16 protein-coding genes are annotated in these 14,020 nt (G+C 71.5%); 10 read left to right on the top strand and 6 right to left on the bottom strand.

The genetic code is table 11. The annotated features are described in order from the left end of the window. Positions 1 to 2 precede the first annotated feature (2 nt). Genes QZL85_RS01580 through QZL85_RS01555 form a run of 6 tightly spaced genes read left to right on the top strand, consistent with a single transcriptional unit; the run spans position 3 to position 4,586 of the window. Positions 3 to 227: an exodeoxyribonuclease VII small subunit gene (locus tag QZL85_RS01580; protein ID WP_295572775.1), complete on the top strand. Its 225-nt coding sequence runs from the start codon at positions 3 to 5 to the stop codon at positions 225 to 227. Next, positions 227 to 853, top strand: coding sequence for a DUF4245 family protein (locus QZL85_RS01575; protein WP_295572772.1), 627 nt, complete (start codon positions 227 to 229; stop codon positions 851 to 853). Before QZL85_RS01580 ends, QZL85_RS01575 begins: the two co-directional genes overlap by 1 nt. 35 nt (positions 854 to 888) lie before the next feature. Continuing rightward, the gene (locus tag QZL85_RS01570; protein ID WP_295573912.1) at positions 889 to 1,494 is read left to right on the top strand and encodes a carbonic anhydrase; all 606 of its coding nucleotides are present in this window, start codon (positions 889 to 891) and stop codon (positions 1,492 to 1,494) included. A gap of 53 nt (positions 1,495 to 1,547) precedes the next feature. Then, positions 1,548 to 2,942, top strand: a complete 1,395-nt coding sequence (locus QZL85_RS01565) for an aspartate ammonia-lyase (RefSeq protein WP_295573910.1) — start codon at positions 1,548 to 1,550, stop codon at positions 2,940 to 2,942. A gap of 10 nt (positions 2,943 to 2,952) precedes the next feature. After that, a complete protein-coding gene (locus tag QZL85_RS01560; protein ID WP_295572770.1) occupies positions 2,953 to 3,930 on the top strand; it encodes a cell wall metabolism sensor histidine kinase WalK in 978 nt (325 codons plus the stop codon). Beyond that, on the top strand, positions 3,927 to 4,586 hold the full coding sequence (locus QZL85_RS01555) for a response regulator transcription factor (protein ID WP_295572769.1): 660 nt from the start codon (positions 3,927 to 3,929) through the stop codon (positions 4,584 to 4,586). Before QZL85_RS01560 ends, QZL85_RS01555 begins: the two co-directional genes overlap by 4 nt. Positions 4,587 to 4,637: 51 nt before the next feature. Here QZL85_RS01555 and QZL85_RS01550 read toward each other — a convergent pair whose 3' ends face one another. The 3 genes from QZL85_RS01550 to QZL85_RS01540 form a co-directional block, all read right to left on the bottom strand. Beyond that, the gene (locus tag QZL85_RS01550; protein ID WP_295572767.1) at positions 4,638 to 5,912 is read right to left on the bottom strand and encodes a PhoH family protein; all 1,275 of its coding nucleotides are present in this window, start codon (positions 5,910 to 5,912) and stop codon (positions 4,638 to 4,640) included. A 260-nt stretch (positions 5,913 to 6,172) separates the two neighbouring features. Continuing rightward, positions 6,173 to 7,339 carry an aminotransferase class V-fold PLP-dependent enzyme gene (locus QZL85_RS01545; protein ID WP_295572764.1) on the bottom strand — a complete coding sequence of 389 codons (1,167 nt, stop codon included), beginning with the start codon at positions 7,337 to 7,339 and terminating at the stop codon, positions 6,173 to 6,175. Between the two features lie 22 nt (positions 7,340 to 7,361). Continuing rightward, positions 7,362 to 8,147 carry an isoprenyl transferase gene (locus QZL85_RS01540; RefSeq protein WP_295572762.1) on the bottom strand — a complete coding sequence of 262 codons (786 nt, stop codon included), beginning with the start codon at positions 8,145 to 8,147 and terminating at the stop codon, positions 7,362 to 7,364. Between the two features lie 100 nt (positions 8,148 to 8,247). On the opposite strand from QZL85_RS01540, the gene QZL85_RS01535 reads away from it, so the two are divergent. Then, the gene (locus QZL85_RS01535) at positions 8,248 to 8,946 is read left to right on the top strand and encodes a hemolysin III family protein (protein ID WP_295573907.1); all 699 of its coding nucleotides are present in this window, start codon (positions 8,248 to 8,250) and stop codon (positions 8,944 to 8,946) included. A 22-nt stretch (positions 8,947 to 8,968) separates the two neighbouring features. On the opposite strand, the gene QZL85_RS01530 is transcribed toward QZL85_RS01535, so the two are convergent. Continuing rightward, on the bottom strand, positions 8,969 to 9,250 hold the full coding sequence (locus tag QZL85_RS01530) for a hypothetical protein (RefSeq protein WP_295572759.1): 282 nt from the start codon (positions 9,248 to 9,250) through the stop codon (positions 8,969 to 8,971). A 60-nt stretch (positions 9,251 to 9,310) separates the two neighbouring features. Between QZL85_RS01530 and QZL85_RS01525 the strand changes: the two genes are divergently transcribed. Together QZL85_RS01525 and greA are read left to right on the top strand one after the other, a co-directional pair. Continuing rightward, positions 9,311 to 9,712 carry a DUF4307 domain-containing protein gene (locus tag QZL85_RS01525; RefSeq protein WP_295572756.1) on the top strand — a complete coding sequence of 134 codons (402 nt, stop codon included), beginning with the start codon at positions 9,311 to 9,313 and terminating at the stop codon, positions 9,710 to 9,712. 73 nt (positions 9,713 to 9,785) lie between these two features. Beyond that, positions 9,786 to 10,277 carry a transcription elongation factor GreA gene (greA, locus tag QZL85_RS01520; protein ID WP_295572754.1) on the top strand — a complete coding sequence of 164 codons (492 nt, stop codon included), beginning with the start codon at positions 9,786 to 9,788 and terminating at the stop codon, positions 10,275 to 10,277. Positions 10,278 to 10,280: 3 nt separating this feature from the next. On the opposite strand, the gene ilvA is transcribed toward greA, so the two are convergent. Next, positions 10,281 to 11,525 (bottom strand): threonine ammonia-lyase, encoded by a 1,245-nt coding sequence (ilvA, locus tag QZL85_RS01515; RefSeq protein ID WP_295572751.1) that lies wholly within the window; start codon positions 11,523 to 11,525, stop codon positions 10,281 to 10,283. Further along, positions 11,522 to 12,709, bottom strand: a complete 1,188-nt coding sequence (locus QZL85_RS01510; RefSeq protein WP_295572749.1) for an AI-2E family transporter — start codon at positions 12,707 to 12,709, stop codon at positions 11,522 to 11,524. The genes ilvA and QZL85_RS01510 overlap by 4 nt, the downstream gene beginning before the upstream one ends. A gap of 71 nt (positions 12,710 to 12,780) precedes the next feature. Between QZL85_RS01510 and QZL85_RS01505 the strand changes: the two genes are divergently transcribed. Continuing rightward, complete coding sequence (locus tag QZL85_RS01505; protein ID WP_295572747.1) at positions 12,781 to 14,019, top strand: winged helix-turn-helix domain-containing protein; 1,239 nt, start codon at positions 12,781 to 12,783, stop codon at positions 14,017 to 14,019. Position 14,020: the final 1 nt, after the last annotated feature.

The raw sequence follows: 14,020 nt of genomic DNA, 5'->3' as shown, positions 1-14,020 counted from the left end.
ACATGACCAGCGAAGGCGCCGCCGACGTCTCGAACCTCACGTTCGAGCAGGCCCGCGACGAGCTCGTGCGCGTCGTGGCCGAGCTCGAGCAGGGCGCCCCGACCCTCGAGGAGTCCCTCCTGCTCTGGACGCGCGGCGAAGCCCTCGCGGCCCGGTGCGAGGAGTGGCTGCGCGGCGCCAAGCGCCGGCTGGACGAGTCCCGCCCCGCCGCCGACGCGGTGTCGTGATGCCCACGACGCCGCGCATCGTCGCCGAGTTGGGACGGCCCGAGACGCCCCAGGAGACCGCCGATCGGAAGGCCGCGTCCTCGCAGGCCTACCGCTCCAGCAAGACCTTCCGGAACCTCGTCACCGCTCTGCTGGTCACCCTCGCCGTCGTCGCCGTCATCGTGCTCGCGGTCCCGCGCGGGTCGCTCGCCGAGCCGGAGCCCGTCGACGTCGCCGCCGCCGCGGCAGAGGCTCAGGAGCGCATCGACCACCGCCTCATCGTCCCGGAGGTGCCGTCGGACTGGCGCGCCAACTCGGCACGCCTGGAGGGCAGCACATGGCGCGTCGTGTACGCGCCGCAGCAGGGCTTCGTGCGCATCGCGCAGGGCATCGGCGTCGACGACGGCTGGGTGTCGCAGACCCTCGGCGGCTTCGCCCCGTCCGGCGATGTCGCGATCGACGACCTCGACTGGGAGGTCTACGAGATCCCGGCGGCCGCCCGTGCCGACAACATCTCGTACGCCCTGGCCACCCGCGCGGGCGGCGACACGATCCTCATTTACGGAGCCATGGATGCCGACACGGCGGCCGTCGCCGCGGAGGGCATCGCCGACCAGGTCCGCCGACTGCAGGAGGAGACACCGTGAGCGATCGCCCCACCCCCGCCCAGGTCTGGGCCGAGATGCAGCGCGGCAACGCACGCTTCGTCGCCGGTGAACCCCGGCACCCGCGCCAGGACGTCGAACGCCGCAACGAGCTCGCGCACACGCAGACGCCCCGTGCCGCGCTCTTCGGCTGCGCGGACTCGCGCCTCGCGGCCGAGATCATCTTCGACAAGGGTCTCGGCGACCTCTTCGTCATCCGCAACGCCGGCCAGGTCATCTCCGACTCGGTCGTCGGCAGCCTCGAGTACGCCGTCGCGGTGCTGGACGTGCCCCTCATCATCGTGCTCGGCCACGACGAGTGCGGCGCCGTCCGTGCCGCGATCGACTCCACCTCGCTGGACTCCCCCGCCCTGCCCGCCGCGATCTGGCGCCAGATCGCGCCGATCGTGCCGGCCGTCCGCCGCGTGCTGCGCGCCGGCGCCGACACGGGCGTCACGACGTCCTCGGTGGACGCCGAGGAGGTCGGCCGCGAGCACCTCCGCGACACCGTGACGGAGCTGCTGCACACCTCCGAGCTCATCAGCACCGCCGTCGCCGCCGGGCGACTCGGCATCGTCGGGGCCAACTACCGGCTCGGCGAGGGCACCGCCGTGCCCGACGTGATGGTCGGCATCGCCGACTGAGTCGTCTGACCCGCCTTTCTTCACCCCACCCAGGAAACGAGGACGTGACCGCCATGGCCGACATCGAGTACCGCATCGAGCACGACACGATGGGAGAGGTGCGCGTTCCGAAGGATGCGCTCTACGCCGCGCAGACGCAGCGCGCCGTCGAGAACTTCCCCATCTCGGGCAAGGGCCTGGAGTCGACGCAGATCGCGGCACTCGCGCGCATCAAGAAGGCCGCGGCCCTCGCGAACAAGGAACTCGGCACCCTCGACGGCGCCATCGCGGATGCCATCGCGTCCGCCGCCGACGACGTGATCACGGGCCGCTACGACGCGCACTTCCCCGTCGACACCTACCAGACCGGCTCCGGCACGTCGTCGAACATGAACATGAACGAGGTCCTCGCGAACCTCGCGACGCAGAAGCTCGGCGCACCCGTGCACCCGAACGACCACGTCAACGCGTCGCAGTCCTCCAACGACGTGTTCCCGACGTCGGTCCACATCGCCGTGACGCAGGCCCTCATCGACGACCTCATCCCGGCGCTCGACCACCTCGCGGTGGCCCTGGAGGCCAAGGCGGAGCTGTGGAAGGACGCCGTCAAGTCGGGCCGCACGCACCTCATGGACGCCACCCCCGTCACGCTCGGGCAGGAGTTCGGCGGCTACGCGCGCCAGATGCGCCTCGGCATCGAGCGCGTGCAGTCCGTGCTCCCCCGGGTCGGTGAGGTGCCGCTGGGCGGCACGGCCGTCGGCACCGGCATCAACACGCCGCTCGGGTTCCCGCAGAAGGTCATCGCGCTGCTCGCGTCCGAGACCGAACTGCCGATCACCGAGGCGAAGGACCACTTCGAGGCGCAGGCCAACCGCGACGGCCTCGTCGAGGCGTCCGGGGCGCTCCGCACGATCGCGGTCTCGCTCACCAAGATCAACAACGACATCCGCTGGATGGGCTCGGGACCGAACACGGGCCTCGGCGAGCTGCACATCCCCGACCTGCAGCCGGGCTCCTCGATCATGCCGGGCAAGGTCAACCCCGTCGTCCCCGAGGCCACGCTCATGGTCTGCGCGCGCGTGATCGGCAACGACGCGACGGTGGCGTGGGCGGGCGCCTCCGGCTCGTTCGAGCTCAACGTCGCGATCCCCGTCATGGGCACGGCGCTCCTGGAATCGATCCGTCTGCTCTCCAACGCGATGCGCGTCCTCGCCGACAAGACCGTCGACGGGCTCGAGGCGAACCTCGAGCGCAGCGCCGCGTACGCGGGCATGTCGCCGTCGATCGTGACGCCCCTGAACAAGCTGATCGGCTACGAGGCGGCCGCGAAGATCGCCAAGCACTCGGTCGCCCGAGGCATCACGGTGCGCGAGGCGGTCATCGATCTCGGGTACCTCGAACGGGGCGAACTGACCGAGGCTCAGCTCGATGAGAAGCTGGATCTGCTCTCGATGACCCACCCTGGTTGATAATCAAGGTGTGAACCGCTCACCGGCGGACGATTCCCGTCGCTCCCGCACCCTCGGCCTGGTCCTCGCCGTCGTGTGCGCCGGCTACGCCGTGGCCGCGCTCGGCGTCGGGATCGTGCACGCGGTCATCGAGCAGCCGATCACCTGGACGGCCGTCGCGGTCTACTCGCTCATCGCCGCGCTCAGCGTGCTGGTGACCGGGATCGTCGGCTGGACGGTGTTCGCCGGCGACCCCGCCGACACGGGCAGCGGCGACTCGGCGGAGTCCTTCTTCGACGCCCAGCGGCGACTCCTCGACGATGTCCGGCACGAGCTGAAGACGCCCATCACGATCGTGCGCGGACACCTCGAGGTCATGGACCCCACCGACACCGAGGACGTCGCCGCCATCCGGGAGATCGGCATCGCGGAGCTGGACCGGATGACCCGCCTCATCGGCGACATCGACCTGCTCGCCGACGTCGAGATGGACCGCCTGCCGATGGGGGACGTCGACGTCGCCGGTCTCACGCAGCGCGTGTCGGAGCTCGTGGGGGTCATCCCCGGCCACACCTGGAGCATCGAGAACACGGCCGACGCCGTCATCCGGGGCAACTCCGACCGCCTGTTGCAGGCCTGGCTGCAGCTGGCCGACAACGCCGCCAAGTACACGCCGGCGGGCGCCGCCATCGAGGTCGGCAGCGCCGTCAACGCCGGCGGTGCGCAGCTGTGGGTCCGCGATCACGGCCCCGGCATCCCGCCCGCGATGCGCCACCGCATCTTCCGCCGCTTCGACCGCGGGACGGGAAAGCGGGCGGTCGGCGGCTCGGGGCTGGGGCTGGCGATCGTCGACGCGATCGCGAAGGCGCACGGCGGCCACTGCGCCGTCTCGGACACCCCCGGTGGCGGAGCCACCTTCACCCTCGAGGTCCCCATGGGCACCCGCGCGGCTCTGCCGACGCCTGTGCGCGCCGGGGACGTCGTCATGCAGAGAGAGGCCACCGGATGACCCGCATCCTCGTCGTCGACGACGAACCGCACATCGTCTCGCTCGTCACGCGCGGCCTCCACGTCGAGGGGTACGAGACCGTCACCGCCGACGACGGTCAGGCGGCACTGGACCGCGCGCTCGAGGGCGACATCGACCTCATCGTGCTGGATGTCGGCCTCCCGAGCCTCGACGGGTTCGAGGTGCTGCGGCACCTTCGCGCCCGAGGCAGCGGCATCCCGGTGATCATGCTGACGGCGCGCAGCGCGACCCGCGACGCCATCGAGGGGCTGGATGCCGGCGCGAGCGACTACGTGCCGAAGCCGTTCGCGGTGGCCGAGCTCCTGGCCCGCGTGCGCTCCCGGCTCCGCGAGCGCACGTCCACGACCGCTCCGGTCATCCTCACGCGCGGCACCGTGACGCTCGACATCCTCGGGCGGCACGCGAGCGTCGCGGGTCGCGAGGTCGACCTGTCGGCCCGCGAGTTCGCCCTCGCGGAGCAGTTCCTCCGCCATCCCGGCGAGGTGCTCACCCGCGAGGTCCTGCTGAGCCGCGTGTGGGGGCTCGACTTCGACCCGGGCTCGAATGTCGTGGACGTCTACGTGCGGTATCTGCGCTCCAAGCTCGGCGCCGACAACATCGTCACGGTGCGCGGCGAAGGGTATCGCTGGGACTGAACGCGAAGATCCCCGGGGCCTCGCCCCGGGGATCCCGCGTCGCCGGACCGATCAGCTGAGCTCGGCCGCCTCCAGGAGCTCGGTGACGAGCGCCGCGATCGCCGAGCGCTCGGACCGCATCAGCGTCACGTGTCCGAACAGGCCGTGGCCCTTGAGCGTCTCGATGACCGAGGCGATGCCGTCGTGCCGGCCGACGCGCAGGTTGTCGCGCTGACCGACGTCGTGGGTGAGGACGACGCGCGAGTTCTGTCCGATGCGGCTCAGGACCGTCAGCAGCACGTTGCGCTCGAGCGACTGCGCCTCGTCGACGATGACGAACGCATCGTGCAGCGAGCGTCCGCGGATGTGGGTCAGCGGGAGCACCTCGAGCAGCCCGCGCTCGACGACCTCCTCGACCACGTTGCCCGAGACGACGGAGCCGAGCGTGTCGAAGATCGCCTGTCCCCAGGGGTTCATCTTCTCCTGCGCGTCGCCGGGGAGGTAGCCGAGCTCCTGCCCGCCGACGGCGAACAGGGGCCGGAACACGATGATCTTCCGCTGCTGCTGGCGTTCGAGCACCGCCTCGAGCCCCGCGCACAGCGCGAGGGCCGACTTGCCGGTGCCGGCGCGCCCGCCGAGGGAGACGATGCCGACCTCGGGGTCCAGCAGCAGGTCGATCGCGATCCGCTGCTCGGCGGAGCGGCCGTGCAGGCCGAAGACGTCGCGGTCACCGCGGACGAGCCGGTACTCCCCGCCGCCGGTCACGCGGCCCAGGGCCGATCCCCGCTCGGAGTGGATGACGAGACCCGTGTTGACCGGCAGTCCGACGACGTCGGCGCTGGAGGCCACCTCGCTCTCGTAGAGGTCGCTGACGTCATCGCCGGACACGTCGATCGCGGCGATGCCGGTCCAGCCGGAGTCGACGGCCTGCTCGGCCAGATACTCCTCCGCGTGCAGGCCGAGCGAAGCGGCCTTCACACGCATCGGGAGGTCCTTCGAGACCACGGTGACCGACTGCCCCTCCTGGGAGAGGTGCATCGCGACGGACAGGATGCGCGTGTCGTTGTCGCCCAGACGCATGCCGGCGGGCAGGACGGTCGGGTCGGTGTTGGTGAGTTCGACGCGCAGCGTGCCGTCCTCCCCCACGGGGACCGGGAAGTCGAGGCGGCCGTGCTCGACCCGCAGCTCGTCGAGGTGGCGCAGCGCCTGGCGCGCGAAGTACCCGATCTCCGGGTCGTGGCGCTTGCCCTCCAGCTCCGTGATCACCACGACGGGGACCACGACGGAGTGCTCGGCGAAACGGAAGAAGGCCCGGGGATCGCTCAGCAGAACCGAGGTGTCCAGCACGTACGTGCGGAGATCCTGGTCCGAGGCGGCTTGTCCGTGATCGGACGCGCCTTCCTGAGTGACACGGTGCTGCTTCTCTGGTGCTCGTGTGGTCACAACCCACTCCCGCCCCGGGTGGTTCACCCGGCAGTCACGAGTCGACCATTGGCCACGAGTCGTGGAGCGGCCGACCCGACCGGGCACCGTGCCCGATGTGATGAACGTACGTCCGGGGTGCGACGCTCAGCGCAACCGACACGCCGCGCCGTATTGCGGGCCGGTTAACTTCCGGAGACGACGACGTCGGTGGTGCCGGAGGTCGCCGCCTCCAGCGACATGCGCCCGGCGGAGGCTTCGGCCAGCGCGTCGCCCAGCAGCACGAATGTGTCGGCTCCCGTGCCGATGTGGGGCGAGAGGCGTATCGTGCCGCCGCGCGCCGTCGCCGTGACTCCGTGATTGGCCAGCGCCGCGGCGAGATGACCCGCCTCGGCGGGCTCGGGAGCCAGCGCGACGATGCCGGCGTGGCGCTCGCGGTCGGTCAGCACGGGCACGCCGTAGCGGTCAGCGAGCGTCATGACATCCCGCGCGCGCTCGCGCAGCTGCGCGGCGATCGCGGCGACGCCGGCGGCCTGGATCTCGCGCAGCGCGGTCGCGAGGCGCGCCGCGGCGAGCGGATCGGCGGGCGAGACGGTATAGGCCGCTGCGGTGCCCACCGGTGCGGGAACCCCGACGCTGGACAGGTCACCGTCCATCCCGCTCACGCCGGAGAGGATCGGCTCGATGCGCTCCCGCGCGCGGTCGGAGAACCAGGCGAAGCCGGTGCCGCGGCCGGCGCGCAGCCACTTGTAGCCGTTCCCGCAGACGACGTCCGCGGCGGTCCAGTCGGCCTCCACGACCCCGAACGCCTGGATCGCGTCGACGATGAGCAGCCGGTCGCCGATGACGTCGCGCACGGCGCCCAGATCGGCGAGGTAGCCGGTGCGGTAGTCGACGAGGCTCAGGGCGACGGCGGTGGTTTCGTCGGTCAGCGCCGCGCGGACCGCATCCGGGGTGACCGGCCCGTCCGGCAGGTCGTGGACGCGGAGCAGGCCGCGGGCGTCCGCCGCGCGGCGCGCCGTGACGGTGAGCGCGGGGAATTCGTGCGGCGCGACCAGGAGCTCCCCCGAGACGCCGAAGAGCGCCTGCATGAGCCCGTACGTCGTGGACGGCTGCAGCGTGACCTCGTCGCCTGCGACGCCCAGCATGGCTGCCAGGAGCTCCCGCGCCTCGCCGATGCGGGATGAGACGAGGTCGATGCCGCCGCGGCGGCCCGTCCCGAGCAGCTCGGCATCGGCCTGCGCCTCGGCGCGGACCGCGGGCGAGAGCGGACCGAAGGACGCCCAGTTGAGATACCCGGACTCCGCGTCGAAGGTCTCGAGGTAGGGCTCCAGGTCGTTCACACCGTCCATTCTGTCACGCGGACGCCGTCGATCAGCTCCCGTAGCGGCGATCCCGGGAGGCATAATCCCTGATCGCACGCAGAAAGTCGACCTTGCGGAGGTCGGGCCCCAGCGCCTCCACGAAGTAGAACTCGGAGTGCGCGGACTGCCACAGGAGGAAGTCGCTGAGGCGCTGCTCCCCCGAGGTGCGGATGACGAGGTCGGGATCGGCCTGGCCGACCGTGTAGAGGTGCTCGCCGATCTGCTCGGGCGTGAGGTTCGCGGCGAGATCCTCGAGCGACCCGCCGTCCTTCTGGTGCTGCGCGAGGATGCTGCGGACGGCATCGACGATCTCGCTGCGCCCGCCGTAGCCGACCGCGAGGTTCACGTGCAGGCCGGTGTTCTCACGGGTGCGCTCCTGCGCCGTGGCGAGCACGCGGGCGAGCTCGGCGGGCAGGATCTCCGCGCGGCCCACGTGCTGCACACGCCAGCCGGGCTCCCGGGAGAGCTCGTCGGCGAGCTCCGCGATGATCTCGATGAGATCCGCGAGCTCCTGGGTGTCGCGTTTGGTGAGGTTGTCGGTCGAGAGGAGGTAGAGCGACACGACGCGGATGCCGAGGTCATCGCACCAGCGGAGGAAGTCGTGCATCTTCGCCGCGCCGGCGCGGTGGCCCTCGGCGACCGTGGGATAGCCGGCTTGCCGGGCCCACCGACGGTTGCCGTCGATCATCATCGCGACGTGGTGGGGCACGGTCTCCGGCGTGAGCGCGCGGCGCAGGCGGGAGCTGTAGAGACGGTAGAGGAATCCCCGTCCGTCTGCAGCGCCTGAGCGTGTCACCCCCCTACGCTATCGCGCCGCCTGCCGTATGTAGTGGCAGGCATACGTCGACGCGTAGAGTCGGGCCGTGACCCCACCTGCATCGGACGCCGGCGCCGAGATGCCGGAGCTGCCGCTCATCGAAGCGGCGGCCGTCGATGCGAACGTCGAGCTGAGACCGACCTGGCGCGGCTGGATCCACGCCGGCACGTTCCCCGTCGCGATCGCCGCCGGCATCGTCCTGGTCCTCCTCGCGGACGGCGTCGCCGCCACGTGGGCCTGCGTCGTGTTCGCCGCGTCCTCGCTGCTCCTGTTCGGCAACTCCGCGCTCTACCATCGCTTCGACTGGCGACCCCGCACGAAGGCGATCCTCAAGCGGATCGACCACGCGAACATCCTGCTGCTGATCGCGGGGACGTACACGCCGCTGTCCGTGCTGGCCCTGCCGCCGGAGAAGGGCAGCCTGCTGCTCATCCTGGTGTGGTCGGGGGCTCTGGCCGGCATCCTCTTCCGCGTCTTCTGGATCGGGGCGCCGCGCTGGCTCTACGTCGCGCTGTACCTGCTGCTCGGCTGGGCCGCGGTCATGTACATGGGCGACCTGCTGCAGGCGAACGTCGCGATGATGGTCCTCGTGATCGTCGGCGGTCTGCTCTACACCGCCGGCGCCGTCGTCTACGCCTTGAAGAAGCCCAACCCGTGGCCCGGCCACTTCGGCTTCCACGAGATCTTCCACGTGTGCACGGTCCTGGCGTTCCTCTGCCACTGGACCGCAAGCCTGCTCATCGCGCTCGACCCGGTCGTCCCGTCGCTCGGCGGCTGACCAGGCGGAGGAGCCGGAACCGTCAGCGGGCGGGGTCGATGTCCTGACCGTCGACGTCGGTGGCACGCTCGGCGTCGCGGGCCTCCGCCCCCGCCTTCTCCTCGGCATCCAGCTGCTCGTTGACGTCGGCGCGGTACCCCGCCCGGCGGATCCGCCGCAGCATGTCGATCAGCAGGAAGACGACGGCGACCGCGAGGACGGCGATGGCGACGAACCCGATGAAACCGGGGGTGACGTCCTCCGGGTCGACGCCCGGAGTCCCCGACGGCGTCGGGGTCGTCGCCAGCCACAACAGCACGTCCATGGGTCCTCGTTCCTCGTCGCAAGCGAATAGCCTGGAATCCCAGCCTAGATCGGATGCCGCATGACCACCGCCGCGATCGACCGCAAGCTCGCCGACCGCTACGGGCGTTCGCGCCCGGGCGCGCGGCGCGCCCGCTGGGTCGTCATCGGGCTGGTCGCCGCGGCGCTCCTCGGCTACATCGCATGGACGACCTGGAGCACTGCGGCCGGCACGGTCGACTACGACACGACCGGCTTCACCGTGCACGACGAGCACCGCGTCAGCGTCACCTTCCAAGTCACCGCGGAACCCGGCACCGCGTTCGCGTGCGCCGTGGAAGCGCGCGACGAGGAGCACGGCGTCGTGGGCTGGCGCGTGATCGAGTACGCCGCAGAGCCGACCCGGACGCGGACCTTCAGCGAGGACGTCCCCACGACGGCCGAGGCGACGACGGGATTGGCGACCTCCTGCTGGATCCCGTAGTCTGAGAGGCACCTTCGCGCCCCGGCTGCCTGCCGGGGCGTTCGGTTTACGCCCCTCGATGCAAGGAGATGACGTGTCCAGCGACAGCACCGCGCCCTTCCTCACCCAGGACGCCTACGACCGGCTCACCGCCGAGCTCGAGCGCCTGTCGACGACGGGCCGCGAGGAGATCGCCAAGCGCATCGAGTCCGCCCGCGAAGAGGGCGACCTCAAGGAGAACGGCGGTTACCACGCGGCCAAGGACGAGCAGGGCAAGCAGGAGGCGCGCATCCGCACGCTCCAGCAGCTGTTGAAGGACGCGAAGGTCGGCGAGGCACCGGAGGCCGGCGGCGTCGTGCAGCCCGGCACCGTCGTCACCGCCGTCGTCGCCGGCGGCGAAGAGGTCTTCCTCCTCGGCAGCCGCGAGATCGCGAGCGTCTCCGACCTCGACGTCTACAGCGAGGCCTCCCCCCTGGGCGCCGCCATCCTCGGCCTCAAGGAGGGCGAGAAGACGACCTACACGGCGCCGAACGGCCGCGAGATCACCGTCGAGGTCGTCAAGGTCGCGACCTACAACGGCGAGTAAGCCTCAGTCGCGCACGACCCGCGGCTCGTAGCCGGCATCCTGCAGGATCGAGATCACCTGCGCGCGGTGCTCCTCGCCCCGCGTCTCGACGCTCAGCTGCAGGATCACCTCGCTGATCTGCATCCCTTGGCCGTGCCGGGTGTGCAGCACCTCGATGACGTTGGCTCCGGCGATCGCGAGCAGCTCCGACACGCGCGCGAGCTGGCCGGGACGATCCGGCAGCGGCACCTGCAGCGTCATGTACCGACCGGATGCCGCCAGTCCGTGCGCGACGACGCGCTGCAGCAGCAGCGGGTCGATGTTGCCGCCGGAGAGGATCGCGACGGTCGGGCCGGTCGCCGTCACCTTGCCGGCGAGGATCGCCGCGACACCCACGGCGCCGGCGGGCTCGACGACCTGCTTGGCGCGCTCGAGGAGCACGAGGATGGCGCGGGCGATGTCGTCGTCGGTGACCGTGACGACCTCGTCGACGAGGTCGCGGATGATGTCGAAGGGGATGTCGCCGGGCCGCGCGACGGCGATGCCGTCGGCGATCGTCGGCGTCGTGGCGACCGTGCGGGGCGTGCCGGCGGCGAGCGAGGACGGGTACGCGGCGGAGTTCTCCGCCTGGACGCCGATCACGCGGACCGTGCGCCCCTGCGCGGCCGCGCGGGCCTTCACAGCGGCCGCGACGCCCGCGATGAGTCCGCCGCCGCCGATCCCCACGACCAGGGTGTCGAGGTCGGGCACCTCGTCCATGAGCTCGAGGCCGAGCGTGCCCTGGCCGATGATGATGTCGCGGTGGTCGTAGGGCGGGATCAGGACCGCGCCGGTCCGCTCGGCGAACTCCGCCGCGAGCCGCAGCGGCGTCTCGACCGTCGCGCCCTCGAGGATCACCTCCGCGCCATACCCGCGGGTCGCGAGGAGCTTCGGCACGGGGACGCCGAGCGGCATGAAGATCGTCGCGGGGATGCCCAGCTTCTGCGCGGCCAGGGCGACCCCCTGCGCGTGGTTGCCGGCCGATGCCGCGACGACGCCGCGCGCCATCTCCTCCGGCGTCAGTCGCGACAGGCGGTAGACCGCGCCGCGGATCTTGAACGATCCTGTTCGCTGCAGGTTCTCGAGCTTGAGGTGCACGGGCGCCCCGAGCACGTCGGAGAGATGCTCGGAATCCTCGAGCGGGGTGTGCACGATGACGCCGCGCAGCAGGGCTGCGGCGTCCTCGAACTCGGCCAGGGTGGGATGGGTCACTTTCTTCGTCTCCGTCACGCGGGACTCCTCCTGCTGCGCGGAACGGTGCTCCAGATGAGGTCGTCCGGCGGCGGCCGCAGGCCCGTCTCCCAGCCGCGGCGCGACAGGTAGATCCAGACGACGTTGAGGAACGCGGCGAGCGGCACCGCGAAGAGGGCGCCGGGGATGCCGGCGATCATGGCGCCGCCCGCGACGACGAGGACGACCGCGAGGGGGTGGACCTTGACGGCCGAACCCATGAGGAGCGGCTGGAGGACATGGCCCTCCAGCTGCTGCACGGCGAGCACGATGATCAGCATCCACAGCGCGATCCACGGCCCGTTGTAGACGAGGGCGAGGAACACCGCGAGCGCGCCGGTGATGACGGCGCCCACGAACGGGATGAACGCGCCGAGGAAGACGAGGACGGCCACGGGGATCGCGAGAGGCACGCCCAGGAGGAAGGCGCCGAGGCCGATGCCGGTCGCATCGATGGTCGCGACGAGCAGCTGCGTGCGGGCGTAGTTGACGACCGTGACCCAGCCCTCACGGCCGGCACCGTCGACCGCGGGTCGGGCGCGCTGCGGGAACAGGCGCACGGTCCAGCGCCAGATCCCGGCGCCGTCGGCGAGGATGCACAGCAGGATGAACAGCGTCAGCAGCGCGCCGGTCACGACGTGGCCGAGGGTCGAGCCGATCGCGAGAGCCCCCGACCACAGGAGCGATGCCTGCTCCTGCACGAGAGTCCAGCCCTGAGCCAGGAGGTCGTCGATCTGCGTGGCCGTCAAGTGCAGCGGCCCCGCGATCAGGTACTGCCGGAAGTCCTCGAGAGCGCCGACGGTGCGGGTCTGGACGCCCGACCACTCCCGCGTGATCTGCCAGACGACGAGCCAGACGAGACCCGTGACGACCGCGAGCGTGCCGAGGACCGTGACGACGATCGCGAGCCAGCGCGGAAAGCGCGCGCGCAGGAGGAATCCGAACGCGGGCCAGACGAGCGCCGTGACCAGGATCGCGACGAGGAGCGGGATGACGAGCAGCTTGAGCTGGATGACGAGCCAGATCGCGACGCCGATCGCGGCGGCGATGAGGAGGAACCGCCAGGAGTAGGCAGACGCGACGCGCAACCCGCGCGGAACGCTGTCCGCGGCGTCGGAGACCACGGCCCGGGGGCGCAGGGCATCGAAGAATCCGCCGCGCGGCTTGTCTTCCTGACCGGTCACCTCGTCAGTCTAGGCGCGCGCACGTTCCTCGTCGGGCATGCGTGACGGACCCCGTCGCTAGGCTGACCGCCGTGACCGCCTCTCTCCGCGCCGCCGACGCGCGCCGCATCTCCGTCGCCGCTCAGGGGTTCGGACGCGCCGTCCCGGCAGCCGTCGGGACGCGTCAGCTCGGTGCGGCGCTCGGCCGCATGGCGACACTGCAGATCGACTCGGTCAACGTCTTCGCGCGCTCGCACTACCTGCCCCTGTTCTCCCGGCTGGGGCCCTACGACCCCGCGGATCTGGACCGCCTGCTCTTCACGCGCCGCGCGCCGTTCACCGAGTTCTGGGCGCACATGGCCTCCTTCATCCCCCGGGAGGACTGGGGGCTGTTCGCCTTCCGCATGGCTGATGCACGAGAGCGGTACGGCGCAGCCGAGGACAGCTTCCTGCAGCGCCACCGGGACATCGCCCTGTGGGTGCGCGCCGAGCTCGCCGACCGCGGGCCGCTGCGCCCGGCGGAGTTCGACCACGACCTGCGGCGGGTCACCCGCGGGCCGTGGTGGGACTGGGATGTCGTGAAGGAGACGCTGGAGATCCTCTGGCTCTGCGGGGAGGTCGCCATCGCGGGGCGACGCGGCTTCGAGCGGACCTACGCCCTCGCCGAGCAGGTCATCCCGGAGACGGCCCGCACCCCGGTGCCGCGCGCCGACGCGATGCGCGAGCTCACCCGGCGGGCCGCCCGGGCGTACGGTGTCGCGACGGCCGCCGATCTCGCCGACTACTGGCGGATCCGCGACCGTCCCGCGCTGACGGCGGCGATCGGCGACCTCGTGGACGGTGGGGAGCTCGAACCCGTGACCGTGGAGGGCTGGACGTCGGCGGGGCGGCCGCTGCCGGCCTGGCGCCACCGCGACGCCGTGCGGCCCCGCCGCATCGACGCGACGGCGGTGCTGACGCCCTTCGACCCGCTCGTGTGGTTCCGCGACCGCGCTTCGCGGCTGTTCGGGTTCGACTACCGCATCGAGATCTACACGCCGGCCGCGAAACGGCGGTACGGCTACTACTCCCTGCCGGTGCTCATCGACGATGACGTCGTGGGACGCGTCGATCTGAAGGCCGACCGGGCCGCCTCCCGCCTGCTCGTGCAGTCGGCGTGGTGGGAGCATTCGCATCCGCCGGAGACCGCCGAGCGGCTCGCCGCGCATCTGCGGTCGGCGGCCGCGTGGCAGGGGCTGGAGACGGTCTCGGTGGGCCGCTGGGGCGATGCCGCGGACGAGCTGGCGGGGGCGCTCGGCGCAGACCGGCACGAGCGGGTCGCGACCGGCTGAG

This window comes from uncultured Microbacterium sp., assembly GCF_900078385.1.
Lineage (GTDB): Bacteria > Actinomycetota > Actinomycetes > Actinomycetales > Microbacteriaceae > Microbacterium.
Note: the sequence above shows the minus strand (reverse complement) of the source record. Positions and strands in the feature narration are given on the sequence as shown.